At 54.8% G+C, this 25,289-nt stretch carries 19 protein-coding genes; 5 read left to right on the top strand and 14 right to left on the bottom strand.

The genetic code is table 11. The features are described 5' to 3' along the window. Nucleotides 1-98: 98 nt before the first annotated feature. From QU597_RS26895 to QU597_RS26930, 8 genes are all read right to left on the bottom strand, one after another. Nucleotides 99-1,574 (bottom strand): phytoene desaturase family protein, encoded by a 1,476-nt coding sequence (locus QU597_RS26895; RefSeq protein WP_310830546.1) that lies wholly within the window; start codon nt 1,572-1,574, stop codon nt 99-101. Then, complete coding sequence (locus tag QU597_RS26900) at nt 1,571-2,731, bottom strand: glycosyltransferase family 2 protein (RefSeq protein ID WP_310830547.1); 1,161 nt, start codon at nt 2,729-2,731, stop codon at nt 1,571-1,573. Before QU597_RS26900 ends, QU597_RS26895 begins: the two co-directional genes overlap by 4 nt. Next, on the bottom strand, nt 2,728-3,465 hold the full coding sequence (locus tag QU597_RS26905) for a lysophospholipid acyltransferase family protein (protein ID WP_310830549.1): 738 nt from the start codon (nt 3,463-3,465) through the stop codon (nt 2,728-2,730). The genes QU597_RS26900 and QU597_RS26905 overlap by 4 nt, the downstream gene beginning before the upstream one ends. Further along, nucleotides 3,434-4,219 (bottom strand): carotenoid biosynthesis protein, encoded by a 786-nt coding sequence (locus QU597_RS26910; protein WP_310830550.1) that lies wholly within the window; start codon nt 4,217-4,219, stop codon nt 3,434-3,436. Before QU597_RS26910 ends, QU597_RS26905 begins: the two co-directional genes overlap by 32 nt. Next, complete coding sequence (locus tag QU597_RS26915; RefSeq protein ID WP_310830551.1) at nt 4,219-5,064, bottom strand: phytoene/squalene synthase family protein; 846 nt, start codon at nt 5,062-5,064, stop codon at nt 4,219-4,221. The genes QU597_RS26910 and QU597_RS26915 overlap by 1 nt, the downstream gene beginning before the upstream one ends. Beyond that, nucleotides 5,057-6,529 carry a phytoene desaturase family protein gene (locus tag QU597_RS26920; protein WP_310830552.1) on the bottom strand — a complete coding sequence of 491 codons (1,473 nt, stop codon included), beginning with the start codon at nt 6,527-6,529 and terminating at the stop codon, nt 5,057-5,059. Before QU597_RS26920 ends, QU597_RS26915 begins: the two co-directional genes overlap by 8 nt. Then, entirely contained in the window at nt 6,526-8,073 is a 1,548-nt protein-coding gene (locus tag QU597_RS26925) for a phytoene desaturase family protein (RefSeq protein ID WP_310830553.1), read from the bottom strand. Before QU597_RS26925 ends, QU597_RS26920 begins: the two co-directional genes overlap by 4 nt. Before the next feature lie 293 nt (nt 8,074-8,366). Then, nucleotides 8,367-9,284 (bottom strand): MerR family transcriptional regulator, encoded by a 918-nt coding sequence (locus QU597_RS26930; RefSeq protein ID WP_310830554.1) that lies wholly within the window; start codon nt 9,282-9,284, stop codon nt 8,367-8,369. Between the two features lie 324 nt (nt 9,285-9,608). Here QU597_RS26930 and QU597_RS26935 point away from each other — a divergent pair, with 324 nt between their 5' ends. Further along, a complete protein-coding gene (locus QU597_RS26935) occupies nt 9,609-11,087 on the top strand; it encodes a phospholipase D family protein (RefSeq protein WP_370656286.1) in 1,479 nt (492 codons plus the stop codon). A gap of 50 nt (nt 11,088-11,137) precedes the next feature. Here QU597_RS26935 and cls read toward each other — a convergent pair whose 3' ends face one another. Continuing rightward, complete coding sequence (gene cls / locus QU597_RS26940; RefSeq protein WP_310830557.1) at nt 11,138-12,646, bottom strand: cardiolipin synthase; 1,509 nt, start codon at nt 12,644-12,646, stop codon at nt 11,138-11,140. Between the two features lie 227 nt (nt 12,647-12,873). On the opposite strand from cls, the gene QU597_RS26945 reads away from it, so the two are divergent. Then, nucleotides 12,874-13,788 (top strand): TetR/AcrR family transcriptional regulator, encoded by a 915-nt coding sequence (locus QU597_RS26945; protein WP_310830558.1) that lies wholly within the window; start codon nt 12,874-12,876, stop codon nt 13,786-13,788. A 111-nt stretch (nt 13,789-13,899) separates the two neighbouring features. Further along, nucleotides 13,900-17,055, top strand: coding sequence for an efflux RND transporter permease subunit (locus QU597_RS26950; RefSeq protein ID WP_310830559.1), 3,156 nt, complete (start codon nt 13,900-13,902; stop codon nt 17,053-17,055). A 106-nt stretch (nt 17,056-17,161) separates the two neighbouring features. On the opposite strand, the gene QU597_RS26955 is transcribed toward QU597_RS26950, so the two are convergent. After that, entirely contained in the window at nt 17,162-17,857 is a 696-nt protein-coding gene (locus tag QU597_RS26955) for a TorD/DmsD family molecular chaperone (RefSeq protein WP_310830560.1), read from the bottom strand. A gap of 329 nt (nt 17,858-18,186) precedes the next feature. Here QU597_RS26955 and moaA point away from each other — a divergent pair, with 329 nt between their 5' ends. Next, nucleotides 18,187-19,188, top strand: a complete 1,002-nt coding sequence (moaA, locus tag QU597_RS26960; RefSeq protein ID WP_310830562.1) for a GTP 3',8-cyclase MoaA — start codon at nt 18,187-18,189, stop codon at nt 19,186-19,188. A 95-nt stretch (nt 19,189-19,283) separates the two neighbouring features. Here moaA and QU597_RS26965 read toward each other — a convergent pair whose 3' ends face one another. Next, nucleotides 19,284-19,895 (bottom strand): LysE/ArgO family amino acid transporter, encoded by a 612-nt coding sequence (locus tag QU597_RS26965; RefSeq protein WP_310830563.1) that lies wholly within the window; start codon nt 19,893-19,895, stop codon nt 19,284-19,286. 230 nt (nt 19,896-20,125) lie between these two features. On the opposite strand from QU597_RS26965, the gene QU597_RS26970 reads away from it, so the two are divergent. Beyond that, nucleotides 20,126-21,646: an aminotransferase-like domain-containing protein gene (locus QU597_RS26970; protein ID WP_310830564.1), complete on the top strand. Its 1,521-nt coding sequence runs from the start codon at nt 20,126-20,128 to the stop codon at nt 21,644-21,646. A 44-nt stretch (nt 21,647-21,690) separates the two neighbouring features. On the opposite strand, the gene QU597_RS26975 is transcribed toward QU597_RS26970, so the two are convergent. The 3 genes from QU597_RS26975 to QU597_RS26985 are packed head-to-tail and all read right to left on the bottom strand — an operon-like array spanning nt 21,691 to nt 25,231. Next, nucleotides 21,691-22,755: a sensor histidine kinase gene (locus tag QU597_RS26975; protein ID WP_310830565.1), complete on the bottom strand. Its 1,065-nt coding sequence runs from the start codon at nt 22,753-22,755 to the stop codon at nt 21,691-21,693. Continuing rightward, complete coding sequence (locus QU597_RS26980) at nt 22,756-23,433, bottom strand: response regulator transcription factor (protein ID WP_310830566.1); 678 nt, start codon at nt 23,431-23,433, stop codon at nt 22,756-22,758. Further along, nucleotides 23,363-25,231 (bottom strand): ABC transporter ATP-binding protein, encoded by a 1,869-nt coding sequence (locus QU597_RS26985; RefSeq protein ID WP_310830567.1) that lies wholly within the window; start codon nt 25,229-25,231, stop codon nt 23,363-23,365. The genes QU597_RS26980 and QU597_RS26985 overlap by 71 nt, the downstream gene beginning before the upstream one ends. Nucleotides 25,232-25,289: the final 58 nt, after the last annotated feature.

Consider the following 25,289-nt stretch of genomic DNA (forward strand, 5'->3'; position numbering starts at 1 on the left):
AGGCCCCGGCAGCCTTCCATATGGCCTCATCTGCACAAGCATGCTTCATTATAGCATATCACCGCATGTCATTTTACTGGCCTTGAACCAGACCTGAATTATAGGCCCTTCGCGATGGTTTCGCCAACGAGCCTGCCTGAAAGTGATACTACCGGCGTACCTCCGCCGGGATGTGTTGTTCCGCCAACATACCACAGTCCCTTGACATCCTTCGAACGGTTTCCCGGCCGGAAAAATGTCTGCCGCACGGAATTGGAGGAAATACCGTAAATGGCTCCGCGGTGAGCCAGGGTATTATCTGCGATATCCTGCGGCGTGTAATGCTGCAGCACTTCTGCCTGACCAATGCCGGAAATTCCGTGTGCATCCAGCATCGCCAGTACCTTATTTCCGTAAACTGCGGTTTCATCCTTCCAGTCACAGGCACCGCTTAAATAGGGGGCATTTGCCAGAATGAACAGATTACTTGCGCCTTCCGGTGCCATACCTGGCTCTGAATAGCCCGAATGGCATACGTAAACTGCGGGCTGGGCCGGAGGACGCCTGCGTCTAAAGATATCCTTGAATTCCGGCTCATATTGTTCGGGAAAAAATACCGTATGATGCAGCAAGGCCTCATACTTCCGCTGCACGCCTGCCAGAGTAACCAGGCCGGACAGCGACGGCTCATAAGAAGCTATTTTGCGGTCACTCATTCCCGGACGGCTGTGCCGGGGCAGCAGCATCCGGTTGATGCTGAGCACATCCCCGCCGGCAATTACGGTCTTTGCGGGATAGAAGCCGTTCACTGTCTCTACACCTTCCACCTCACCGTTCTTCACGGAGATTTCTGTAACCTCCGTCCCGGTTACCACCTGAACGCCCAGCTTCTCAGCCAGGGAAACCAGTCCCTCCACCAGCTTATACGTTCCGCCGTGAACTCCGTAGACCCCTTCCTGGCTCTCCAGATGTGCCAGCATGGCAAAAATCGCCGGTGATTGAAAGGGCGATGAGCCGACATAAGTAGCATAACGGCCCAGCATTGCCAGGGTGTGAGGATGGCTAAAGTACCGGCCCAGGAGGGAATGCAGAGAAAGAAAGGGACGTACACGAACGAGACCGCGCATAAGGGCTGGAGATAATTTGTCCTTCCAGGAGAGCAGCAGTCTGCCCAGAAACTGCTGTTCACTGAGACGGTACAACGCGGCAGCTTCGCTCATAAATTCCGGATAACGGGCAGCATCGGCGGGGCTGTAAGCTGCAATCTGTTCCTGCATAAACCCGGCATTCTTCGAGAAATCCACCACGGTGCCGTCGGCGAACACATTACGTGTCCGCGGCTCCAGCTCATAGAGCTGGACATAGTCTTCCATCGTTTCGCCGGCCAGCTCATACAGGGAACGAAAAACATGCGGCATCGTTATCGTACTGGGTCCCCTGTCGAAGGTATAACCTTGCTGCGTTATACGCTGCAGCTTGCCTCCGGATTGGGGCTGGCGTTCCAGCACGGTCACTTTCCAGCCCTTTGCAGCCAGTGTCACCGCACAGGATAAGCTGCCGAATCCGGCACCAATAATGACTGCCTCCGGTTTCATCGGTATTTCCTCCCTTTCCATTCATAGCCCCGGCCGGAATAGCTGCCGCGCCAGGAGCTTACTGCGATTGCGCTCAGACTTAGGATGCTCGCCGGAATCAGGAAACAGAACCAGAGGGGGTGTCTGCCTGCGGAATCGCTGGTTCTTTTGACAGCTATGCCCGCCGCACACGCGCAAACAGACCATAGAATACCCTGACCCTGTCCGGTCAGGCCAAAGTAACCGGCTGCCGCATAAGGCAGCACATATAGCAGCACATATAGCAGCAATATGCCCAGCAGCAGCGAAGGTCTGCGGCCCAGGCCGGCATAGATGTTCTTACGGTAGCCATTCCACACCTCCGCTGCATTATGATACATCCGCATTTCAGCATGTTCTGTAATGTCAGCCAGCAGCACCGGTTCACCTGCATGTTTAACCGCACGGGCCAGAGCCATATCATCTACAAGCTCGCCCCGGATAGCTGCATGCCCTCCGCAGCGGGCGTAACTGTCCCGGCGGATCAGCATAAAGCCGCCGTGGGCGGCCACAAAGCGGGGATCCTCCGATCCCCGGACGAGCACAACCGGCAGATGGCTGATTATTGTGAAGCCCATTAGCGGAACAACCAGCCTCTCCAGCCAGGAGCCTGTAATCTGCCGGGGGAAGCCGGTGATCAGACCGCTCCCCTGCTGTTCTGCTGCAGCAAGGGCTGCTTGCAGGGCTCCCGGACGCAGCCGTACATCGGCATCCAGGAACAGCAGCCATTCTCCGCCGGCAGCTTCCGCCAGCTGCGCGCAGGCATGGGACTTGCCGAGCCAGCCTGCCGGCAGCTCAAGGCCCGGCAGCACCCGGACGCGGTCCGCTCCGGCTGCTACGGCAATCTCTCCCGTACCGTCACTGGAACGGTCGTCCAGCACCAGGATTTCCGCCTGCCAGCCAGCCGGGGGACTGCAATCCAGCACGGAGGAGAGGCAGGCCGCAATTCCCTCTGCCTCATCACGGGCGGGGACCAGTACAGATACTGTTTGGACCTGCATATCCGCCATTGGCTGCATTTTTGAAGGAGTCTTCCCCCTCGGCCCGCTTCCCAGCTTCGGAAGCTGCGCGGCATTCCATACTGCAAACAGCAGCTGTAACAGCAGGATAACGGTGATCCCTTGCAAGAGGTTTATCATCGTCTTACCCTTCCTTTCAGGGCATCCAGCCACTCATTCGTGGATCTCCCGGTTTTCATCAGCGGCCTGAAGCTCTCCGGCATGTATCCTTTATGGTTAAGAATCTGCCCGCTGTGGGCCTCCAGCTGTGCTCCAAGCGCTGCCTCAAGTTCCCGGGAAATACTGCGCCGGTCCATTTCCCCCCAGGGAAGCAGAAGCGGTGCCCCGGCCAGAAGAGTTGCCTCCGGTCTGGTATGGCGGAACAGGCCGTGGTAGAGCGTGACAGGCACGACGGCAGCCTGCGGACACATCCGCAGCACCAGCGCAGCCCCTTCCTTCAGAACCAGCGGGCGGTGCCCGAGCGGCAGAATTTCCCCTTCGGGGTAGATCCAGACACTGCCGCCTTCATGCAGCAGCCTTGCCGTATACCTTAGAGAGGCACTGACATCCCCGGTACTGCTGCGGTTAATGGAATACGCTCCCAGCTTGCGGAAGAAGGCGTATTTGCGCAGCTGCTCCTCCTCCATCATGAAATAATGCCGGGTACCGCTCAGCCGTCCGGCAGCATGGTAAGCCAGCAGTCCGTCCCACCACGAGCTGTGGTTCATCAGGTAGAGCACAGGCCGGCCGGCGGCAGCTGGCGGCTGCAGCTCCCCCGAGAGTCCAATGAAATGAAAATGCCGGCGGAGCAAATACAGTGAATTGTAACAGTAAAACCATCGGTCAAAGCTTCGGGATTTGGCGGCTTCCAGCATAACGCAGGCTCCCTTCTGCCAGACCGGCCCCAAGTACGGCTATACCGGTGCAGAGCACCAGTCCTTCACGCAGTCCTATAAGCCCGAACATAATCAGAATCGCCTGATACAAGCGGGTCCCTCTGCGGGCTGCCCGAAAGGACAGCTGTACTTTGGGCAGGAACAGGGACAACAGTCCTCCGACCACAAACCAGCCGGCAAAATTGCTCCATGGAACACTATATAATCCGCCGCCATCCTCCCAGTGCCAGAAATTCCTGGCGTGAGCGACGGGATCAAGCACCAGATCCAACAGCACGCTCCAGAAGCCGGTCTGAACTGCCCTTATGCCCCGCGAACGGAGCCCGGTTTGGCCAAAATCATTACTTAACAGCACAGCATTGCATACTACAGCGATCCAGGCAAAGCCAAGCGTGACCGGCACACCGTAGACAAGCGGTCCAAGGGCAGCAGAATATTCATAATTGCCAAACAGACGTCCGGAGTGAACCCCAAACCATTCTACAGCCATTCCGCCGGTCCAGATTAGAACAGCCGGGAGCCAGAGCGGTCGGTAGCTTTTCCCAGCTGAAAAAATGACTGACCGGTCGGACATAAAGGGGCGTACATGACCCCCGGCCATCAAATCCACGGCATAAACCGCATATAGAATCAAAAACAAACCACTGGAGAACTCCAGGCTCTTGGGAATACTGAACAGGATCAGCAGCAATGCGCCAATGGCATACCATATCCAGAATAGGGTCCTGATCATCAGTGCACCATGGCATACCGCGCAGCCGTGCGCCGGAACATTAGCACCTTAGCCTCGTCGCTGACGTAAGCCCGCTTGTGGAACACATCATAATCTTCGGCTGCCACGGCATCGAGTATTGCGGCATAAAAGGCGGCAGCCAGCTCTACGGCCATTCCGCTCTGGGGAGGATACGTCCTGACATTATTTAGCCCCCGCTTAAAATAAGTCAATGCCTCTCTTTTCAATTCCTGAAGTACGGCAATAAACCGTTCATTGACTTCGCCCTGAGCCAGCTCTTCCTCGCTGTAACCGTTTCTCTGCAGCACTTCAAGGGGGAGATACCTGCGTCCGCGCCTTAAATCCTCACCGACATCACGTATAATGTTCACAAGCTGCATGCCCATTCCAAGTGAAATACCCGCCGCCCTCGCTTCTTCATTATCGTCGTCCCGCAGTACAGGAAGCAGCATCTCGCCAACCGTCCCCGCTACCAGATAACAATAAGATTCCAGCTGCTCCATCGTCTCATAATGCGTAAAGGTGAGGTCTCTCAGCTGGCCTTCCATTTGCAGCAGAAACGGCTCCTGGCTCAATTGGGGAAAGCTGCTGAACAGCCAGCGCAAGGCCGGCCAGATGAAATGCCCTTCGGCCTGCTCGAGATTCAAGAACATGCTGCGAAGCTCATGAATGGTGTACGGTGAATTCTCAGGCTCATCCACACTGTCATCAATGATCCGGCAAAACGCGTAAATAACATGCACCGCTTCCCGGCGCGGGCTGGGCAGACCGTCAAACGCTTTGTGGAAGGAAGAAGATCCTCTCCTCATCAGTTCCCCGCATTGCAGCAAAATCGTTTCATTCATGGATACTCATCTCCTTCATCATTTCATGTACAGCCAGCCTTGCCCCCTGCATTACAATCGGTACTCCGCCGCCGGGATGTACGGATGCGCCGGCTGCGTATAATCCTTGTATAGGATAGGGCTTCGGCTGTGGCCGGAAGACGCCCGATTGCCCCAGCACAGGTGCTATCCCGAAGCTGCCTCCGCCGAACAGCCCTTCCTCCTGTGCATCAGCGGGTGTACGGAGCTTACGCCACGTGATGCTCCCGCGAAGCCCCGGAAATCCGCGGGCTTCCGCATCCGCCAGCACCCTGTCAACCAAAGGTCCGGCCAGGTTGGCCCAATCCAGATCCGGGTCTGCCGGAACAGGGATAAGAAAATACAATACACTTTCGCCGGGAGGAGCCGCGTGTTCATCGAGTACCGCCGGATTAAATACATAATAAGAAGGGCTATGGGAGAGCTTGCCGTGATCGAACAATTCACGCAGATTGTCATTCAGGCTCTCCGGCAGGAAAAACTGGTGCACCTGTGAATCAGGCCATCTTCTGGCCGCTCCCGCATAGATCAGCAGACAGCCTGAGGAAGGCTTGAACCTGCTGTTCCCCGATCTCCCGGGCCCTTCTGAAGCACCCCCCAGCAGCCCTTCCAGATGCGGAAAATCTCCGTTATACAGCACAGCGTCGTAAGGAATAGCTTCACCCTGAATGACAACTCCGCGGCAGCGTCCGCCGCTTACGGTCAACGCTTCAACCTCGGTATCTGTATGAATCTGTACGCCCCGCCCTACCAGCTCGCGTTCTATAATCTGCGGCAGACGGCCGTATCCGCCCTTCAGCATCCAGATGCCGAAGGCATGCTCGGCGTAAGGCAGCATAGTGTAAATCCCCGGTGTGCGGAAAGGGGCCCCGCCGATGTATAAGCTTTGCAGCGAAAAGGCATCCTTCAGCTCTTCACTCTTGAAATATTGTCCCACTGCCGACCGCAGGCTTTTATAGGCGCGCAGCCTCGCCATCAGCGACAAGTTGCCCGGACTGAAAAAATCGCGTTTACGCCGGAAGCCCCGTTCCAGAAAGGAAGCCTTGCCCCGCGGATACAGCTCCGACATATCCTTCATGAAGCGGATAAACCCCGCGCCTTCTCCCGGATAATTACGGTCAATCTCTGCAGCCTGCTCCTGAATATCGGCAACCTTAGTCAGGACTCGCCCGCTCTTGAAGTGAATCCGGCAGAGCGGATCACAGTGCAGCAGCTCCAGGCTCCCGGCCGGAAGCCCGCCTTCCTCCAGAATACCCAGCAGCATCTCGGGAAGCAGCACGATCGTCGGTCCCTGGTCGATCCGGTAAGGCCCCTTCTCTTCGAAGGCAACCCGCCCGCCCACCTGCGGGGCACGCTCATACAGTACAACCTCTTGCCCCTGACGGCTAAGCAGTAATGCGGCCGTCAGCCCGCCGATGCCGCCGCCGACAATGGCCACCCGGCTCACAGCGCAGCTCCCGTGCCGGCAACGCCTGTCTGGACTACGGCTTTACTGCGGGCTGCGCGGTCATGCTCCTGCAGCAGGCGCGCACTGATCTTAGCCGACTCGAAGATCGTCGGCAGCCCGCTGCCCGGATGGGTGCCGCCGCCGACCAGCCAAATGCCGCGGACCTCCTGGAAGGTATTATGCGGGCGCAGATACATCATCTGCCCGAGGTTATGGGCCAGATTAAAGGTAGCCCCGTTATATACGTCCAGTTTGTTCTGCCAATCAAGCGGCGAGAAGAACTGGCTCTCCTCCACTCTGGAGGACAATCCCCTAAGCTGCGGAATACGCTCCAGCCGTTCCATCATCTCCTCCTCAACGATGGAGCTCTCCTGGTTCCAGTCAATCCCGGCCTGAAGATTGGGGACCGGCATCAGCACGTACAGCGAGGATTTCCCTGCAGGAGCCAGGGTAGGATCTATAACCGAAGGGTTATGCACATAAATCGAAGGATCCTCCGACAACGTGCCAAGCCGTGTAATTTCATCTACATTTCTCCGGTAATCCTCCGCGAAATGAACAGAATGATGTCCAAGGTCTACAGCACCGTCCACCCCCAGATACAGCATCGCCGTCGAGCAGGAGTAACGCTTACGCTCCAGCTTGGCAGGTGTGTATCTCTTGAGTACGCCCGGCTCGAACAGCCGGGTCATTGCCGAACCGAAGTCTGCCCCGATGACGATATAATCCGCTTCCACTCTCTCTCCGTTCTCCAGCCGCAGCCCCGCTGCATGGCCGTTCTTGACCAAGATGCGCTCTACACCGCAGGAAGTATGAATACGGCCGCCATGCTCCGAAATGACCTCCCCCATAGCCTGAAGTACCCGGTTAATGCCGCCAATCGGATGATAAAGGCCGTAGCGGTGCTCCAGATAAGACAATATGGTAAAGGTTCCGGGGCATTCCCATGGTGACATGCCGAGGTATTTGGCCTGGAAGGTAAAGGCATAGCGCAGCCGCTCATCATCAAAATACCGGGATAACCGGTTATACACCGTATCTGTGGCATGAAGCATAGGGAGCGCGTGCAGCACATCTTTTTTCACATAATCGCGGGGGGATTGAAAGGGACGCTGCAGCAGCGGCATCACTCTGCCGAATTTATCGTCTTCATCAGCCATAAACCGGCGGTAGCCTGCCCCATTCCCCGGGAACAGCCGCTCAATCTCCTCCGCAGTCTGGTCCTGGTTCGTCGAGGGCCGGAATACGGTATCTCCGAAATGCAGGGAGTAGAGCGGATCCAGCTCTTGCAGAGATACATAGGAATGCAGGGAGCGCCCCGCTGAAGCGAACAGCTCCTCCAGCAGATGCGGCATCATCAGAAAGGTAGCCCCGCGGTCAAAGCGGTATTTCCCCAGCCGGAGTTCTCCCGACCTTCCGCCAACGACCTCCTGCTTCTCATAAACCTCTACCTCGTAGCCCTCGGCAGCCAGAAGCATAGCCGCGGCTAAACCTCCGGGGCCTGCACCGACTACAGCAACCTTTGCGGCGCTTTTTCCAATCATCTGCTCCACTCCCTCTTCTCTGCTTCTATACGATTTTTATACGATAAGGACATCCCTTACAAACATTATACAAAAACTATACATCCTTTATACAGATATCATACATACTTTATGGGTCTGTGTAAATAACTTAAGAAGAAACGGTCACTGTCCTCTCAGGGACGGTGACCGTTTCTGCGAAAAATAGAAGGATGATTTATAGCGTTAAAACATATGAATCCTTATATTTCAAAAAAAAGAACCCTTCGACATCACCCGAAAGTGATACCAAAGGATTCTCTCTCCCGCCCGGTTCAGGGCCTGCTCTTTATTCCGGTAAACAAATAATCAAACCAGTCCTGCCAGCGCTCCGCAGGCTCATTTATAATAGCAACGGCTTCCGGAGAGGAGAACTCAGCCCCCTCAAAGCCTTTGCCTCCCAGAATAAACCGCACCCCCGGGCAGGCTTCGCTCAAACGTTTAATGAGACCCTCGCAGTAGGGAAGCAGTTCCTTGCCAGTAAGCGACAGGCAAATCGCCCCGATCCGGTTCTGATTTTCCAGCATCGACATGACCCCTTCTTCCGGCGTATTGGCCCCCAGATAAATGACCTCAGCCCCGTTCTTCCGCAGGAAAAGCGAGAACAGCAGCAGTCCTACCTGATGATGCTCCCCCTCCGGGCAAAAAGCCAATACCTTCGGTAAATGGGCATGGACCGGAAACACATGGAAGAATTGATAAAAGCGGTTTGAGACCATGTGGGTCATATAATGCTCCTGTGCTACTGTTGCCGTACCCTCTTCCCAGGCATCACCCACCCTGACCAGCACCGGTACGAGCACCTGATGAAACATCGCCTCATACCCGTACATCGAGAAGCCAAAGTCAATCAGCGCATTCGCCCGTTCCCCCTGGAATTCGAGCAGAGCCGTGTAAATCTGCTGCTTCATCTTCTCAAAAGCTTCCTGGGGCGTTCCGCCAGCTCCTGCATGGAGGTCCTCTATAGGCTTCTCTTTGCGGGCTCTCAGCAGCCGGACCGCATGCGAGATGCTGATGCCCTGCTTCTCGGTCTGCTCCTTCAGCCAGCGCAGATCTTCGATGTTCTCCTGGCTATACAGCCTGTAGCCGGATTCGGTCCGTTCAGGGGTAACTGCCTGATATCTGTTTTCCCAGGCCCTCAGCGTGACAGACGGAATATCCAGCATTTCGACGACCTGTTTGATAGAGTACACGTAGCATCCCACTCTCTTTCCCTATACCCGCTGCATGATTTTGAATATTTAAACCTTATACAAATTATCTACACCCATTATACATATGCATAAGTATTATGTCATCAGAGGTTATAGGTTATCCCCACAAGGAGAGAGACAGGAATAACCTTATACTAATTCAGCAACACTATAGAATCAGATATTTGCCATCTATCTGCTTCACTTCTCCCTCCAGAGCGGTAATAGGTTGTTACAAAGCCGGAGCATACCCAGGAGGATCGCCCTATGAATTCAAGCAAACAACCCAGCCCGCAGGAACGTCTGTATCAATCCAGCAACTCCATGACCGGTTCATCCCTCACCTCTAAAAAACGAAAACTTCCGCACCGGCGCATCTGGCTGATTGTCGCTGTCCTGCTTATTCTCTGGCTGGCCGGCGTAATGATCTATCAGACCCACAAACCGCTGCCACCGGGCCTCTCTTATGAGAGCCCAGTTTATCATGCTGACAATGTGAGCTTCTTACACGATCTGACCTATCAGGCAGGCACCGGGGACGAGGAGCGGGAGGAGCAAATTTTACCGAGGATACTGCAAATTATCGATGAGTCCCGGCAGTTTCTGGTGATCGATCTGTTCCTGTTCAATGACTACACTCATAAAGACCAACAGTACCCTGCGGTCAGCAGGAAGCTTGCCGATAAGCTTATCGCCCACAAAGCCACTTATCCTGCCATGGATATTGTCTTCATTACCGATGAGGTCAACACCAATTACGGCTCCGCCTCCAATCATCTGCTGGAAGAGCTGAAATCGGCAGGCATCAAGGTAGTGATAACAGACGTAGATGCACTCCGCGATTCAACGCCTGCCTACTCCGCCGTATGGCGCACCTTCGTCCAGTGGTTCGGACAGTCCGGCAACGGCTGGATTCCGAATCTTATGGCCAGCGAAGGGCCGGATATTACAGCCCGTTCGTATTTAAAGCTGCTCAATGTAAAAGCCAATCACCGCAAAGTTGTGGTCAGTGAGAATACCGCACTCATCTCCTCCGGCAATGTGCATGATGCCAGTGCCTACCATTCCAATATAGCGCTGGAGGTACAGGGCCCGGTTATCGCCGATATCCTGCGGTCTGAGCAGGCTGCGGCCGACCTCTCGGATGCCGGCCCGCTGCTGGGCAAGGTGCCTGAATTCACGCAGACGCCTGAAGCTGCCGGCGGTCCGCTGGAGGTGCGCTATTTAACGGAGGGCAAAGTATATAAGTACGCACTTGAAGGGATCCGCGGGGCGGAGCCGGGCGATGTTATCTGGATGGGTATGTTCTATCTTGCCGATGATGCCATTATCAACGCCCTGCTGGAGGCATCTGAGCGCGGCGCGGAGGTACGCCTCCTGCTGGACCCGAATCAGAATGCCTTCGGCCGGGACAAGATCGGTATCCCGAACCGCCCAGTCGCCATGGACCTGAACCGGCGTTCAGACGGAAAAATCGGTATCCGCTGGTACAATACCGGCAAAGAGCAGTATCATACCAAGCTGATGTTTATCGCCAAGGCCTCAGGCAAATCGGTTGTCCTTGGCGGTTCAACCAATTTCACGGCCCGCAACCTCGACGATTACAATCTGGAGAATGATCTCTGGGTGGCTGCCCCGCAGGATCATCAGCTATACACTGAGATATCCGATTATTTCAACCGGCTGTGGACTAACGAAGGCGCAGAATACAGTCTGCCGCTGGAAGAATATCAAAGCGATGTGACCTGGCTGAAATATGTCATCTTCCGGATACAGGTAAGCCTTGGATTTACAACATTTTAATACAGAAAAAAACCGCCGGAAGCTCCATAGCTTCCGGCGGTTTTTTTGTCTTACAGCAGCGGCGACATCAGCCGTGCCGCTGATTCCAGCAGCCGCTCGAGCAGCCTTTTATTCATGAAGGTCTCATGCACAATCTGGCGTGTCGACAGCAGGTCGCGCTCAAAATCAGCTACAATACGGGACACGCTCTCGGTCTGCAGCAGCAGGGCGTTCACTTCAAAATTAAGATGGAAGCTGCGCATATCCATATTCGCCGTGCCGATGGTGGCGATCTCCCCGTCTGTAATCAGCAGCTTCGAGTGGATAAAGCCCTTCTCATATTCGTAAATCTTCACGCCTGATTCCAGCAGCGCCGGAAAATAAGAGTGTGAAGCCAAAAACGGCAGCCACTTATCCGGTTTGGCCGGAAACAGAAGACGCACATCCAGGCCGGACATCGCGGCAACCCGTAATGCGGTCAGGATATCCTCATCCGGGATAAAGTAGGGGCTGGCAATCCATACGGATTTTTCCGCAGAAGTAATCATGGAGAAGAAGATGTTCTTGAGTGCCCGGCGCTCATTGTCCGGTCCGCTGGCAATAATCTGTACTGCCCCGTCCCCGTTTGTAAAACGCAGCTGCGGGGAGAGATAATCCTGCTCCAGTATTTTCTCTCCCGTCGTATGCATCCAGTCCTGGAGGAAAATAATCTGCATCGTCCGCACGGCCTCACCACGGAGCAGCATATGCGTATCGCGCCAGAATCCGTACGTCTTGCTACGGCTAAGGTACTCGTCCCCAACGTTAAGTCCGCCCATAAAGCCGACATCCCCGTCAATAACAACAATCTTGCGGTGATTACGGTAATTCACCCGGCTGGAGAAAAAGGAAGTAGAATTGCCGTAAGCCGCTACCTGTACCCCTGCATCCGTCAATTCCTTGAGGAAGGCTTTGGATAACTGGATGCTGCCGACGGCGTCATACATAAATCTGACCGTGACGCCTGCCCGGGCCTTTTCAATCAGAATCTGCTGAATGCGTGTTCCGATGTGGTCAGCCCGAAAAATATAATATTCCATATGAATATGATGCTGTGCCTGCCGCAGCTCCAGCAGCAAGGTGCCAAATGTCTCTTCGCCGTTGGTCAGAATCCGCGTTTCCGAACTGAAGGAGATCGGTGTCCGGGCCAGCCTTTGTGACAGACCCAGCAGCTTTTGGCGGGAAGGTTCAAAAATAGACCAGTCCTGATGTGTGCGCAGTGCATCATTCTCAATCCGCTCGTAAGCCATCAGATCACGCTGTGCCTTTTTATCATATTTGCGCCGCTTGAACACGTTTTGTCCAAAGAGGAAATAAAAGACTAGCCCGAGTACCGGAATCAGCGCAAGCAGCAGAATCCAGGCCATGGTTGTGGAGGGATTGCGGTTTTCCATGAAAATGCCAAGACCGATGGAGATGACAGTCAGTGTGGAGAAAATACTGATGATTGTCCCGGCAGTACTGCCGAAAATGCCGAAACCAAAATAATAAAATGCCAGTAATGCAGCAATAATGACTATAGCCTGCAATCCTCTTCTCATGGGTAACCTACCTTCTCTTTCTACCTTCGATCACTAAAATGTCACATTTATATATTACCTGAAGAATACGTTTCTTCCTACTGTAAACCACTGCAAAAATGAAATTACAACAATACTGTAACCTCTGCTGCAACGGGATTTGTATTGTTCCGGAATATATACTATAATCACTTTGACCTTGCAGTCAATAATAGAACCAGAAAGTCAGAAAGGAGTCAAACTGTTTCGTGGCTGATAAAAATGCAAATAAAAAAGAGCAGATTATCAAGACAGCAATGCAGCTATTCGCTGTGAAAGGCTCGTCCTCCACGTCCATGCAGGAGATTGCCGAGCTTTGCGGAATATCGAAGGGCAGTCTATACCTGGTGTTCAAGTCCAAGGAAGAGCTGGAGCGCAGCATTTATATATATTGCTTCCGCATGATCCGTGATCCGTTGCAGCGCGAGGAGCAGCAGAGCCGCAGTACCCAAAAAGAAAAGCTGCGCAATCAGGTTGAAATCCTGCTCACCCATGTATACGAGCTGCGTGAATTTTTGCAGCGCCAATTCCAGGAAATCGCCGGAAAAGGCGGGACGGAGGTTCCGGAATGGATCCGCAAGTCCAATGCTCCCCTGCTTCTCTGGTTCCAGAACAAGCTGGAGATCCTCTATGGCCGGGAGATTCTCCCGTACACCGGAGATTTATTCCTGTTCGCAGACGGGATGATTCACGCCTTCATCCGGCTTATCTTCAATCAGGAGTCTCCGGTTGCCATTGCCCGGCTGGCCGATCATCTGGTGGATCTGCTCGACGTTGTTGCAGCCGGCCTGCTCACCGGCCGTAAGGAGCCGCTGATTCCCCCCGCCATTCTGGAGAATTGGATGAACGTGCAGGAGGACAGCCAGCGCAGGAATCCGCTGCAGCTGATCAAAGAGATGAAGGCGCTGCTCACAAGTGTTCCGGCAGCAGAGCAGCAGAGTGTAGAAGACGGCCTGGAATCACTGGCTGTTCTGGAGAGTGAATTTCTCATGCCGAATCCCCGCAAAGTTATCATCCGCGGGATGCTGGCCAACCTTCAGGAACATCCTGTCCTACACGGGGAGCTGGCGGCCCTGCAAAAATTGATATCGCCCTATATGCCGAATTCATGCGGGTTTCACTAACCCGCGGAGCAAATGGAATTGGAAGCAGAGAGAAATAACGGATAGGCAGGCAGCACAACATTAATTTAGGGTTTTCCAGCAGGAAAGCCCGAGAGGAGCAGCATCATACTTATGAAAAGCTTGATTAATTTTTCCCTCAGAAACAAATTCGCGATTTGGCTTCTGACGATCATTATCGTGTTCGCGGGTCTATACAGCGGACTTACCATGAAGCAGGAGACACTGCCTAATATCAGCATCCCTTACCTCAGCGTGACTACAATCTATCCGGGTGCAGCGCCTGAGGGTGTCGTAAATGACGTCAGCAAACCGCTGGAACAAAAACTGCGTAATGTAGACGGCGTCAAAATGATCACCTCCTCCTCACTCGAGAATGCTTCCAGCATTCAAATCGAGTTTGATTACGGCACGAATCTGGACAATGCTACAGCAGCGGTACGCGAGGCTCTCAATGACGTAACACTGCCGGATGAGGCCCAGAAGCCGACCATCTCCCGGTTCAGTCTCAGCTCACTTCCGGTCATCTCGCTCAGTTTGACGGATAACGGGTCAGCTGATTTGGAAGAGATGACACGCATTGCCGAGAACGACATCCGTCCTGCACTGGAAGATATCGAAGGCGTAGCTTCCGTATCCATCGCCGGGCAATATGTGAAGGAAGTCTCCCTTAAGTTTGATCAGGCCAAACTGAAACAATACGGTCTGACTGAAGATACGATCAAGGGTATTGTGCAGGCCTCCTCCCTCCGGGTGCCGCTGGGCTTGTTCGAAATGGAGAAATCTCAGAAGGCCGTTGTAGTGGATGGCAATATCACCACCGTAGATGACCTTAAGAATCTGGCAATTCCACTGGTGCCATCAGCCGGCGGTACAGCTCCCGGTACGGGTGCAGCCGGAGCAGCAGGTGCTGCAAATGCACCTGGTGCCGGTGCAACTGGTGCCGGCGCTGCAGCCGCTGCAGGACTGCCGACAGTGAAGCTGGGAGAACTCGCAGCCATTGAAGTTACCGGTAAATCCGAGTCGATCTCCCGCACAAACGGCAAAGAGTCAATCGGAATTCAGATCGTAAAAGCCAATGACGCCAATACCGTTGAAGTTGTAAACGGCGTTAAGGACAAAACCGAAGAATTGAAACAGCAATATAAGGACCTGGAACTGACTGTCCTGCTCGATCAAGGCAAGCCGATTGAGGATTCCGTGAACACCATGCTGTCCAAGGCCGCCTTCGGCGCCTTGTTCGCAGTGCTCATCATCCTGCTGTTCCTGCGTAACATCCGTTCAACCATTATTTCCATCATCTCCATCCCGTTGTCGCTGCTCATCGCCGTTTTGTGCCTGCGCCAGATGGATATTACCCTTAACATGATGACCCTCGGAGCAATGACCGTCGCCATCGGCCGCGTCGTCGATGACTCCATCGTTGTTATCGAGAACATTTACCGGCGCATGACGCTGTCCGGAGAGAAGCTGCGCGGCAGAGAACTGATCAGCGCGGCTACGCGTGAAATGTTCGTACCGATTATGTCCTCCACCATTGTTACAATCGCCGTGTTCCTGCCGCTTGCCTTTGTCAGTGGTATGGTAGGCGAGCTGTTCCTGCCGTTCGCACTGACCATGGTCTTCTCGCTCATCGCATCACTGGTTGTAGCCATTACCCTGGTGCCTGCACTGGCACACTCGCTATTCCGTAATGGCCTGAAGAAGGGCAAGAAGAATCATGTCGAGAAGCCGGGCAAAATGGCTGTAGGCTACCAAAAGATCCTGAACTGGTGTCTTTCCCACAAGCTGATTACGTTTGGGGTTGCTGTTCTTTTACTGGTAGGCAGCTTGTTCCTGATCAAACCAATCGGCGTGAGCTTTATGCCATCCCAGGAAGATAAGAGTGTAATTATGACCTTCTCGCCAAAAGCCGGACAGACGGCTGAGGATGTGCAGCAGCAAGGCCTGAAGGCGGAAAAATTCATTTTGGCCCAAGATCATGTAGTGAACATGCAGTATTCCATCGGGGGCAGCGGGTTCATGGGAATGGGCTCGAACAACTCCGGCCTTTTCTATATCACCTATGACAGCGATACGCCTGATTTCGAAACCGTCAAGGAAGAGCTGATTGAAAATCTGACGAAAGAAGTGCCGGATGGCGTGTGGGGCGATATGTCCGGCATGGCGGGCGGCGGACTTGGCGGCAATACGCTGACTGTGAACATTTTTGGCGATACGCTGGATCAGTTGAAGCCAGTAGCCGATGAGATTGCCGGCATCGTGAATGCCGACACCAAAAACTTCAAGGATGGGGAAACCAGCCTCTCCGAATCGTATGAGCAATACACCGTTGTTGCCGATCAGGCGAAGCTTAGCTCGCTCGGTCTGACCGCAGGACAAATTGCCATGAAGCTGAGTCCGGTCAATACCCGTCCGGTACTGACAGAGGTGGCTGTTGACGGCAAGAACTACAATGTTTACATTGAAGCTGATACCACTAAATACAGCAGTATTCAGGAAATGGAAGCTGCCACATTGACCTCCCCCCTCGGATTTACGGTGCCGGTCAGCCAGGTGGCCACCATTGAAAAAGGCACATCGCCCGATACCATTACCCGCATTGACGGTAAAATGAGCGTTGATGTGACAGCGGATATTATCGCCAGCGATGTAAACAGCGCTTCGAACAGTGTGAAGGAGAAAGTTGAAGCACTGGATCTGCCGGATGGAGTGACGGTTTCCTTCGGCGGTGTGACAGAGCAGATTAATGAAACCTTCGGCCAGCTCGGAATCGCTATGGCAGCCGCAATTGCCATCGTATACTTCGTGCTTGTCGTAACATTCGGCGGTGGTCTCGCACCGTTCGCGATCCTGTTCTCCCTGCCGTTCACAGTAATCGGAGCCCTCGTCGCTCTGCTCCTGGCCGGAGAAACGCTGAACGTCTCCGCGCTGATGGGCGCACTGATGCTGATCGGTATCGTCGTCACCAACGCGATCGTTCTGATCGACCGGGTTATTCATAAGGAAAAAGAAGGCCTGTCTACCCGCCAAGCGCTGCTTGAGGCCGGCGGTACCCGCCTTCGTCCGATTCTGATGACCGCACTCGCGACCATCGGGGCTCTGCTTCCGCTGGTAACCGGGCTGGAGAACAGCGCCGGCATTATCTCCAAGGGTCTGGGCGTGACCGTTATCGGCGGTCTGGTCAGCTCCACCCTGCTGACACTTGTTGTTGTGCCGGTGGTCTATGAATTCCTGATGAAATTCCGCAGCAAGCGGGTTGAGGAATAGCATTTAAAATTCTTATATTTTCAAAAAAGGCGCCTTTCCATAAATGGAAAGGCGCCTTTTGAGTTTTAGTAGAACTGTGCTTGCCAGCTTATTTATCTCCTCAGGCTTAGGCCATCGTTGCCGCACTGCTCTCCAGTGAAGCTCTCCAGGCCCGCAGCATCTGCAGATCCTGCGGCAGGAATTCCTCAAGCATATGGCTGAGGCCCAGGTAGAGCGGACTGTCCGTCGCCGCGTTAAAACGGCTGCAGAACTGCGGTGTCCATTTCAGCAAATGCTCTTCAAGGAACCGTTCCTGAATGTCCAGCAGCTCCATGGCGCTGCGGATGGAGAAGCTGTTAAACAGCATCCGCTCATGCATCACCGCCATGAATTCAAGCTCAATCGCAATATGGTCATCGGCTTCCCCGCTGCATTTCTTGAAGACAATCCCCGCCGAGGCATAGACATCAGAGAGTACATTGCAGAACTCCTGCTCACGGCCGAGCTCCGCTGCTTCGCGTGCAACAAAAAGGCTTACCGGACGCTCATTCATCAGTCTGGTGTATTCAAGGGTCTCCTTCTCACAGATCATCGGCAGCTCTGACGGGTTCTGGCTGCACAGGTAGCGTTTCAATTCCCGTCCACCCTCCGTCATTTCAGCAGCCATGGCCATTTGGCGGTTGGTGCTCCACCGGGCAACGAGTGAAAGCGATGGTTTACGGCCGTAAAAATCAACCAAGATCTGATATATTAATCCACGGCTCTCCAGCCAGCGGCTAAAAACCTCCGGAACGACAAGCGCTGGAACAGTTGGTATCGTCATTTGTAAAACCTCCCTATTGGTTTGACCGAGGCGCAAGCCTTTAAGGAGCTTCATAACTGCCGCGCTTCCGGTATCATAGCTGTATTCTTTCGCATAAGGTCAACATCATCGCCAAGCCCTTATTCTTGGGCACCTTTATTATATCGGAGATGTTAAGCGCTTTCAGTGAGCATTCTATGACCATTGGCTAAAATTGTCGTACTTCTGTCAAAATTAGGCTGTGCCTTTCTGCTTCTGTCCCCTATTATTTAGATGGGTTATTAGATTGACGGGAGCCATGGTAATCTTTAAAATTTAAATAAAAATGCAACAACTGAAGGGAGAGGCCTATGGAACCGCTGACGGACCCTTTTGGACGTTTACATGACTATATCCGCATTTCGGTTACCGACCGCTGCAACCTGCGCTGCATTTATTGTATGCCGGCGGAGGGAATGCAATTCCAGCCGCAGGACGAGATTATGAGTTATGAGGAAATTACCGCTGTGGTGAAAGCGCTGGCGCCGCTCGGGCTGAGCAAGGTGCGGCTCACCGGCGGAGAACCGCTGGTCCGCAAGGATCTTGAGCAGCTTGTAGCCATGATTGCCGCCATCCCGGGCATTGATGATATATCGCTGACCACCAACGGCCTGATGCTTCCCGCCAAAGCCGCACTGTTGAAGCAGGCAGGACTGTCACGTGTGAACATCAGCCTGGACTCACTGAAGCAGGACCGCTTCTCGATGATTACGCGCGGCGGCGATGTCGCCAAGGTGCTGAAGGGCATCGAGGCCGCCGAGGCCGCCGGACTCTCTCCGATCAAGCTGAATGTCGTGCTGATGAAAGGCATTAACGATGATGAAATCAAGGATTTCATCTCACTCACCCTGAACAACCCGCTGAACGTGCGCTTCATCGAGTACATGCCGATCGGCAGCGCAAGCGACTCCTGGCGGCAGACTTATCTGCCGCTGGAGACCGTCGTTGAGGCATGCACCGCTGCAAGCTGGGAAACCGAGGAGGCAGACATGCCCTCCGGCAACGGCCCTTCGCAGAACCGGCGTGTCGTCGGGGCACGCGGCACCTTCGGGCTGATCCATCCGGTCAGCGAGCATTTCTGCGACAACTGTAACCGGCTGCGGCTGACGGCTGACGGCCACATCAAAGCCTGCCTGTACTGGGCGGATGAATACAATGTCCGTCCACTCGTTCAGGATCCTGCCGCCGTACAGGCGTTATTCCGCCAGGCGCTCGGCAACAAGCCCCATAATCACGAGATGGCGCTGGCGCTGGAGAAAAAGGCACAAAGCCATACTCCGACCGCGCGGCGCATGTCGCAGATCGGCGGATAGCACTGGTATATAGGCAGAACAAACAGATCCCCTCCTGCATCAGGAGGGGATCTGTTTTAAATATGATTATTTCATTGCCCCAGTGGCGCCCACGCCTACAATGTTCTCCATAACTGAAGGCTCATATAGATCGCAATGGCCCAGATCAGCAAGGCCGACCCCTGATTCATCAGCCGAATCAGTCTGCCTGAGGTATCCGCCTGTCCAAGCATCCTTCCCGCTGCCGCCAAGCCCAGGAACCATACCCAGGACACTCCCGCAGTTGCTGCGGCGAACCCCCAGCGGTCCACGCCCTCATAGCCTAGGGAGCCCGTACCGATGACACCGACCGTGTCCAGCAGGGCATGCGGGTTCAGCAGGGATACGGACAAGGCATAGCCTATCTGCCCCCTAGGGGAGAGCTGTTTCATGTTCCCTGCAGCTGGAGCAGCCGACCATATCTGCCAGCCCATGAACATCAAGAAAAGAACCCCCGCTCCGTAAACAACAGGTGTCAGCCATTCCAGTGTCAGAAGCAGCAGTGAGACCCCTCCGACAGCAGCACCGATGAGCAGGGTATCACACAGAGCCGCCGTCACAACCACAGGCAGTACACTGCGAAACCGGGGATGCAGTACCCCCTGGTTGAAAACAAATATATTCTGTACGCCCAGTGGTAAAATCAGTCCAAAGGCCAAGATTACTCCGTGTACAATAGCATGTGTCATCCGTCCGGCTTCCTTCCATCTGCGCTGTATGTTTAACTGGTGCACGGTCAGCTTCAGCCTTCCGCGGCAGTACTGATCTTACACCCGCGCCTATATTCCGGTAACCATCCAAACTCCGGTTACACACCCGACCAAATTCTGAAATGCCTTCAATGCATGATATACTCCGGTTATAAGTGTCCGGTAGCGGACCCGTTATTTATTTATCTTACCTAAAAGGAGCCTATTCATTGAGACCTGAACATCCGTCAAACCGTCTGGCTTCATCTTCCCCGCTTGCGGATACACAGGGAGAATGGGCGCCCGATCCGGCTTCGCCCCTGCCGCTGCACAGGCAAATTTCCGCCTTCTTCATGGCCAAAATCAGTAGCGGGGCCTGGCCTCCAGGGATGAGGCTGGCCCCGCAGCGCGAGCTCTGCCGCCAGCTTGGTGTCAACCGCAGCACTTTAGTAACTGCGCTGGGGGTACTGGCTGAGCGGGGACTCATTGAAGGCAGACGCGGCGGCGGAACCCGGGTCACCGCTGTGCAGGCTGACGGGAAGGCTGAAGGCCCTAAGCCCTTCGGCAATTGGAATGACTACTTGGAGGAAGGCACCCACTACCCCAATCTGCCTGCAGTACAGGCCATCAACCGGCTGGAGTATGAGCCGGGCCTGATCCGGCTCGGCACCGGTGAGCCTGCGCCCGGGCTGCTGCCCGGGGCGGCCATGACCCGGGTGCTGGCCGAGCTGGCCGCCCGGCCGCTGCCGCCGCTGTCCTATGAGGAGCCGCTAGGCAGCCTCTCCCTCCGCCGGGCCGTAAGCCGCGAGCTGCTCAAGAACGGAATTGCGGCGGACCCCGCCTCCATTCTGATTACCTCCGGCGCGCTCCAGGGCCTGCAGCTGATCGCGCTGGGCCTGCTGCCCCGCGGGTCAACCATCCTGTTGGAGAAGCCGTCCTACCTGTATTCCATTCACGCCTTTCAGTCTGCAGGCGTGAAATTCAGCGGCCTGCCTATGGATCAGGGCGGTTTGCTTACCGGGCGCATAGCAGCGGAAGCCTTGCGTACCAAGGCGGCAATGCTCTATACCATTCCCAGCTTCCATAATCCTACGGGGATTGTCATGGATGGGGAGCGGCGGCAGACGTTCATGGAGATAACAGGCGAGCTTGGACTGCCCATTCTCGAAGACGGAGCTTATCAGGAGCTGTGGCTTGATTCTCCGCCGCCACCGCCGCTGAAGGCACTCGACCGTGAAGGAAGAGTGCTGCATCTGGGCACACTCTCCAAGGCAGCCAGTCCGGGCCTGCGCATCGGCTGGATCGTCGGCCCGGAGCCGGTCATCCGCCGGCTCGCCGACATTAAGATGCAGACCGATTACGGCGCAAGCTCCCTGTCACAGCTCGCCGCCGCGCAGTGGCTTGATGGGGGTTATCACGAGGAGCATCTGACGATGCTGCGCGGTAAGCTGCGCGAGCGGCGTGAAATCATGTTACAGCTGCTGCAGGCCCATTTCACAGAGCTGGCCACATGGAGCATTCCGGCCGGAGGCTTCTATATCTGGCTCTCGCTGCACCAGCCGATGCCGCTTCGCCGGCTCTTTACAGCAGCGCTTCAGGCCGGACTGCTGCTGAATACCGGGGATCTGTACGACCGCGGGGACAGCCGGCATCTCCGGCTGTCTTACGCCTATGCATCTCCTGAAGAACTGAGCCGCGGACTCCCGGCTTTGGCCGGCATTATAAAACAAAACATCAACTGGCAATCATAGGATTGGTACCGCACCCCATTTGTCATTTGATGTCTTGTGTCGTACTATTTAAGCCGCTGCGGCAGCCGGACTGTAAAAGCCGTCCCCTCACCGGGGCAGCTTGTTACCTTCACGCTGCCTTCATGGAGATCGACAATTTTCTTCACCAGTGACAGTCCCAGCCCGCTTCCGCCTCCGCTGACACTCCTGGCCTTATCTACCTTGTAGAAACGCTCAAAAATCCGCGGCAGCTCCTCTTCGGCGATGCCGATTCCGCTGTCCCGGATCTCTACCTCAACCCCTTGCTCCAGCGTCTGGAGCCGGACAGCAATCCGCCCGCCCTGCGGAGTGAATTTGATGCTGTTATGCAGCAGATTAGTCCACACCTGGCTCATGAGATCCTGAACGGCATAAACAACCGTCTCCTCAAGCTCAGCCTCCACTTCGATATCCTTGTCCAGCCACTGCGGCTCGGAGGCGAGAACCATCTCACGCAGCTGCTTATCCAGCCGGTAGGGCTTTGCTTCGAACGGAAAGCTGCCCGCCTCCAGGGCCGACAGCTTCAGCAGGTTGTCGCTGAGTCCCGACAGGCGGCTGCTCTCCGCTTCGATAATGTCCAGATAATGCCGTCTGCTCTCTGCACTCAGCCCCTCATCCTGGAGCGCGCGGGCGAACCCGCGGATGGAGGTCAGCGGTGACTGAATCTCATGCGAGACATTGGAGATGAAATCCTGGCGCATAATCTCCATCCGGCTCAACTCACTTGCCATCTCATTGATCCCCTCCACAATGCTGCCAAACTGCCCGTAGTGCCTGCTGTTCTCCAGCTCCACCTTGAAATTCCCCTTGGCGATCTGCCTCATCGCGGTAATAATCGGAATATAAAAGGCTCTTTTGTCCCCTCTCAGGCGACCGATCAGCGCAGAGATTCCGGCCAGCAGGAACAGAATGAAGAACTGCAGCACCATCGTCAGCAGCTGGGACTTGTACGGTGTAAGGGACCAGTCAAAATGCTTCTCCAGCAGCTTCAGCCCGAAATACCCGCCGTTCCAGGACAGATAGAACCCTGTAATCAGCATGAGGATTGCCATAACCGCTTTTATAATATCCCTGGCTCTGCCCCTGTCCATCTATTTATCCACCTCCAGGCGGTAGCCCAGCCCGCGGAGCGTACGGATGGTGAATCCATACATCTCCCTGGGGAAGCGTTCACGCAGCCGGCCTACATGCACATCCAGCGTCCGTTCATTGCCCTCAAAATCATAACCCCAGATTTCTTCGATCAGCCGGTCGCGCGTCAGCGTCTGCCCCGGATAGCTGGCCAATTTAAACAGCAGTTCGAATTCCTTAAGCGGCAGGGTGAGCTCGCCCAACTCCGAAGACACCTCATAGGTTTTGCGGTTCATCCGTAAGCGCCCGACCATGACGCTCTGCGCCGCGGAAATCTGATACCGCTTCAGCAGTGCCCTTACTCTGGCGATCAGCACCAGCGGTTCAAACGGCTTGACCAGATAATCATCCGTGCCCAGCTCAAAGCCTCTGACAATCTGCGAGGTCTCCCCTTTGGCCGTCAGCATCAGAATCGGAAAATCATAGCGTCTGCGCAGCTCGCGGCACAGCTCCCAGCCGTCCATCTTCGGCATCATTACATCAATAATAGCCAAATCTGCACTCTTCTCCTCTAGCAGCCTCATAGCCTCCACGCCATCAGAAGCACTGTATACGTCGCCCATTCCCTCAGCTCTCAGAAAGACTTCCACCAATTCGCGGATATGCGGATCGTCGTCTACCACCAGTATTTTGGGCATGATCAGCTGATACCTCCTCTGCCTGGCCGTTGTCCGGCTCCGGTGTGTTCATTTGCAGCTGCTGCGCCGCGAATTCACGGTACAGCTCATGACTGCGCAGCAGTTCTTCATGAGTGCCTCTGCCGGTAATCCGGCCTTTTTCCATAAAAACAATCTGATCCGCGTTCACGACCGTCGCCAGCCGGTGGGCAATGACAATCGTCGTCCGGCCTTTCATCAGATTGGACAACGCCTTCTGTACCACCGCCTCGGACTGGCTGTCGAGACTCGAGGTCGCCTCATCCAGCATCAGAATCTGCGGATCACGCAGCAGCGCCCGGGCAATGGCAATCCGCTGGCGTTGACCCCCGGACAGCTTCACGCCGCGTTCGCCAACGTCGGTCTGGTATCCGTCCGGCAGCTCCTCAATGAATTTGTCGGCATAAGCCATCACCGCCGCGCGGCGCATCTCTGCCTCACTAATCTCCCGGTCCAGCCCGTAGCCGAGATTATCGGCAATCGTGCCGGCAAGCAGCGGGCTTTCCTGGGAGACATAGCCGATCAGCTTACGCCAGGACCGCAGTGAGAATGTGGATACCGGCTTACTGCCCAGTTTAATGAGACCATGATCCGGCTGATAGAAGCGCTCCAGCAGTGAAAATAAAGTGGTTTTGCCGCCTCCGCTCGGGCCCACAATCGCTGTAACCTGGCCAGGCTGCATCGTGAAGCTGACCTTATTCAGCACCTGCTCTCCCGTCTTATATCCAAAGCTCAAGTCTTCTACAACAATAGGAGCTTCCACTTGAGCGGCTTCCTCTGCCCCTTCGTATACTTCCTCTTCCACCGCCAGCGTTTCAATGATCCGTTCCGAAGCGCCCTTGGCCTTCTGGATTTGGGTGAAGAACTGGGTCAGCTGGGTCAGCGGCATTACAATCTGGATCAGATACAGGATAAAAGCGACCAGTTCCCCTGCGGTCAAAGCGCCGGAAGATACCTGCATCCCCCCGTAGCCGATAATCACCACCAGCAGCATCATGAACACGAAGGAGACGAGCGGACTGATCATCGCGCTGATTTTGCCCTCCCGGATGCCAAAAGAGAGCAGATTCATAATCCCGGTCCGTCCGGCCTCATATTCCCGCTGTTCCGCCCCGGAGGATTTCACCAGCCGGATTTCCGAGAGTACCCCGCTAAGCGTAGCGGTAAAAGAGGCTGTCTCGTCCTGCGTTCCTTTGGAAATCTTGTACATCTGCCGGCCCAGCGGGATAAGAATGAGTGCGGATAACGGAAGCACCGTGAACAGCACCAGCGTCATTTTCCAGTTCAGGTACAGCAGCACGGAAATCGAGCCGACAATTGATATTACGCCGGTAAACAGGCTGGCCAGATGCTCTGAGATGAGTGTCTTTAGAATTCCGGTATCATTGGTCATCCGGCTAACGCTTTCGCCAGTCCGGTTATCATTGAAATAAGAAACAGGCAGCACGAGGAACTTCCGCCACAGCCGGTCACGCAGTGCAGCTACGGTCTTCTGCCCCACATAGTTCAGTAAATAGATCGAAACGCCCCCGGCAATCGTCTGGGCGATAAAAGCACCGGCAATTCCGGCAATCTGCAGCTTGCTGATCGACGAAATGGAGAAGCCGTCAACCAGATTTTTAGTGAACATAGGGATGACAAGGCCAACCAGGGTTGAGATCATACTGAGCAGCACAGCGAGCGTGAGCAGGCCGTAGGAAGGTTTCGTCTGATGCAGCAGCTTCAGGAACGGCTTCATCGCCGCACCCTGCCGTTTCTGCCGGGATTTAGTATTCTCCATCGGAATTCCTCTTTTCTGGCGGATTGATCTTTGGGAGCCGGATTCACGCTTCTCCGCC

It is taken from the genome of Paenibacillus pedocola, from assembly GCF_031599675.1.
GTDB classification, from domain to species: Bacteria; Bacillota; Bacilli; order Paenibacillales; family Paenibacillaceae; genus Paenibacillus_AQ; species Paenibacillus_AQ pedocola.

Coding starts and splice junctions, on each gene's coding strand:
- QU597_RS26900 (WP_310830547.1), bottom strand. CDS start 2,731: ATGATAAACCTCTTGCAAGGGATCACCGTTATCCTGCTGTTACAGCTG.
- QU597_RS26965 (WP_310830563.1), bottom strand. CDS start 19,895: ATGACACATGCTATTGTACACGGAGTAATCTTGGCCTTTGGACTGATT.
- moaA (WP_310830562.1), top strand. CDS start 18,187: ATGGAACCGCTGACGGACCCTTTTGGACGTTTACATGACTATATCCGC.
- cls (WP_310830557.1), bottom strand. CDS start 12,646: ATGAGAAGAGGATTGCAGGCTATAGTCATTATTGCTGCATTACTGGCA.
- QU597_RS26955 (WP_310830560.1), bottom strand. CDS start 17,857: ATGACGATACCAACTGTTCCAGCGCTTGTCGTTCCGGAGGTTTTTAGC.
- QU597_RS26905 (WP_310830549.1), bottom strand. CDS start 3,465: ATGCTGGAAGCCGCCAAATCCCGAAGCTTTGACCGATGGTTTTACTGT.
- QU597_RS26975 (WP_310830565.1), bottom strand. CDS start 22,755: ATGGACAGGGGCAGAGCCAGGGATATTATAAAAGCGGTTATGGCAATC.
- QU597_RS26950 (WP_310830559.1), top strand. CDS start 13,900: ATGAAAAGCTTGATTAATTTTTCCCTCAGAAACAAATTCGCGATTTGG.
- QU597_RS26935 (WP_370656286.1), top strand. CDS start 9,609: ATGACCGGTTCATCCCTCACCTCTAAAAAACGAAAACTTCCGCACCGG.
- QU597_RS26925 (WP_310830553.1), bottom strand. CDS start 8,073: ATGATTGGAAAAAGCGCCGCAAAGGTTGCTGTAGTCGGTGCAGGCCCC.
- QU597_RS26980 (WP_310830566.1), bottom strand. CDS start 23,433: ATGCCCAAAATACTGGTGGTAGACGACGATCCGCATATCCGCGAATTG.
- QU597_RS26910 (WP_310830550.1), bottom strand. CDS start 4,219: ATGATCAGGACCCTATTCTGGATATGGTATGCCATTGGCGCATTGCTG.
- QU597_RS26915 (WP_310830551.1), bottom strand. CDS start 5,064: ATGAATGAAACGATTTTGCTGCAATGCGGGGAACTGATGAGGAGAGGA.
- QU597_RS26985 (WP_310830567.1), bottom strand. CDS start 25,231: ATGGAGAATACTAAATCCCGGCAGAAACGGCAGGGTGCGGCGATGAAG.
- QU597_RS26895 (WP_310830546.1), bottom strand. CDS start 1,574: ATGAAACCGGAGGCAGTCATTATTGGTGCCGGATTCGGCAGCTTATCC.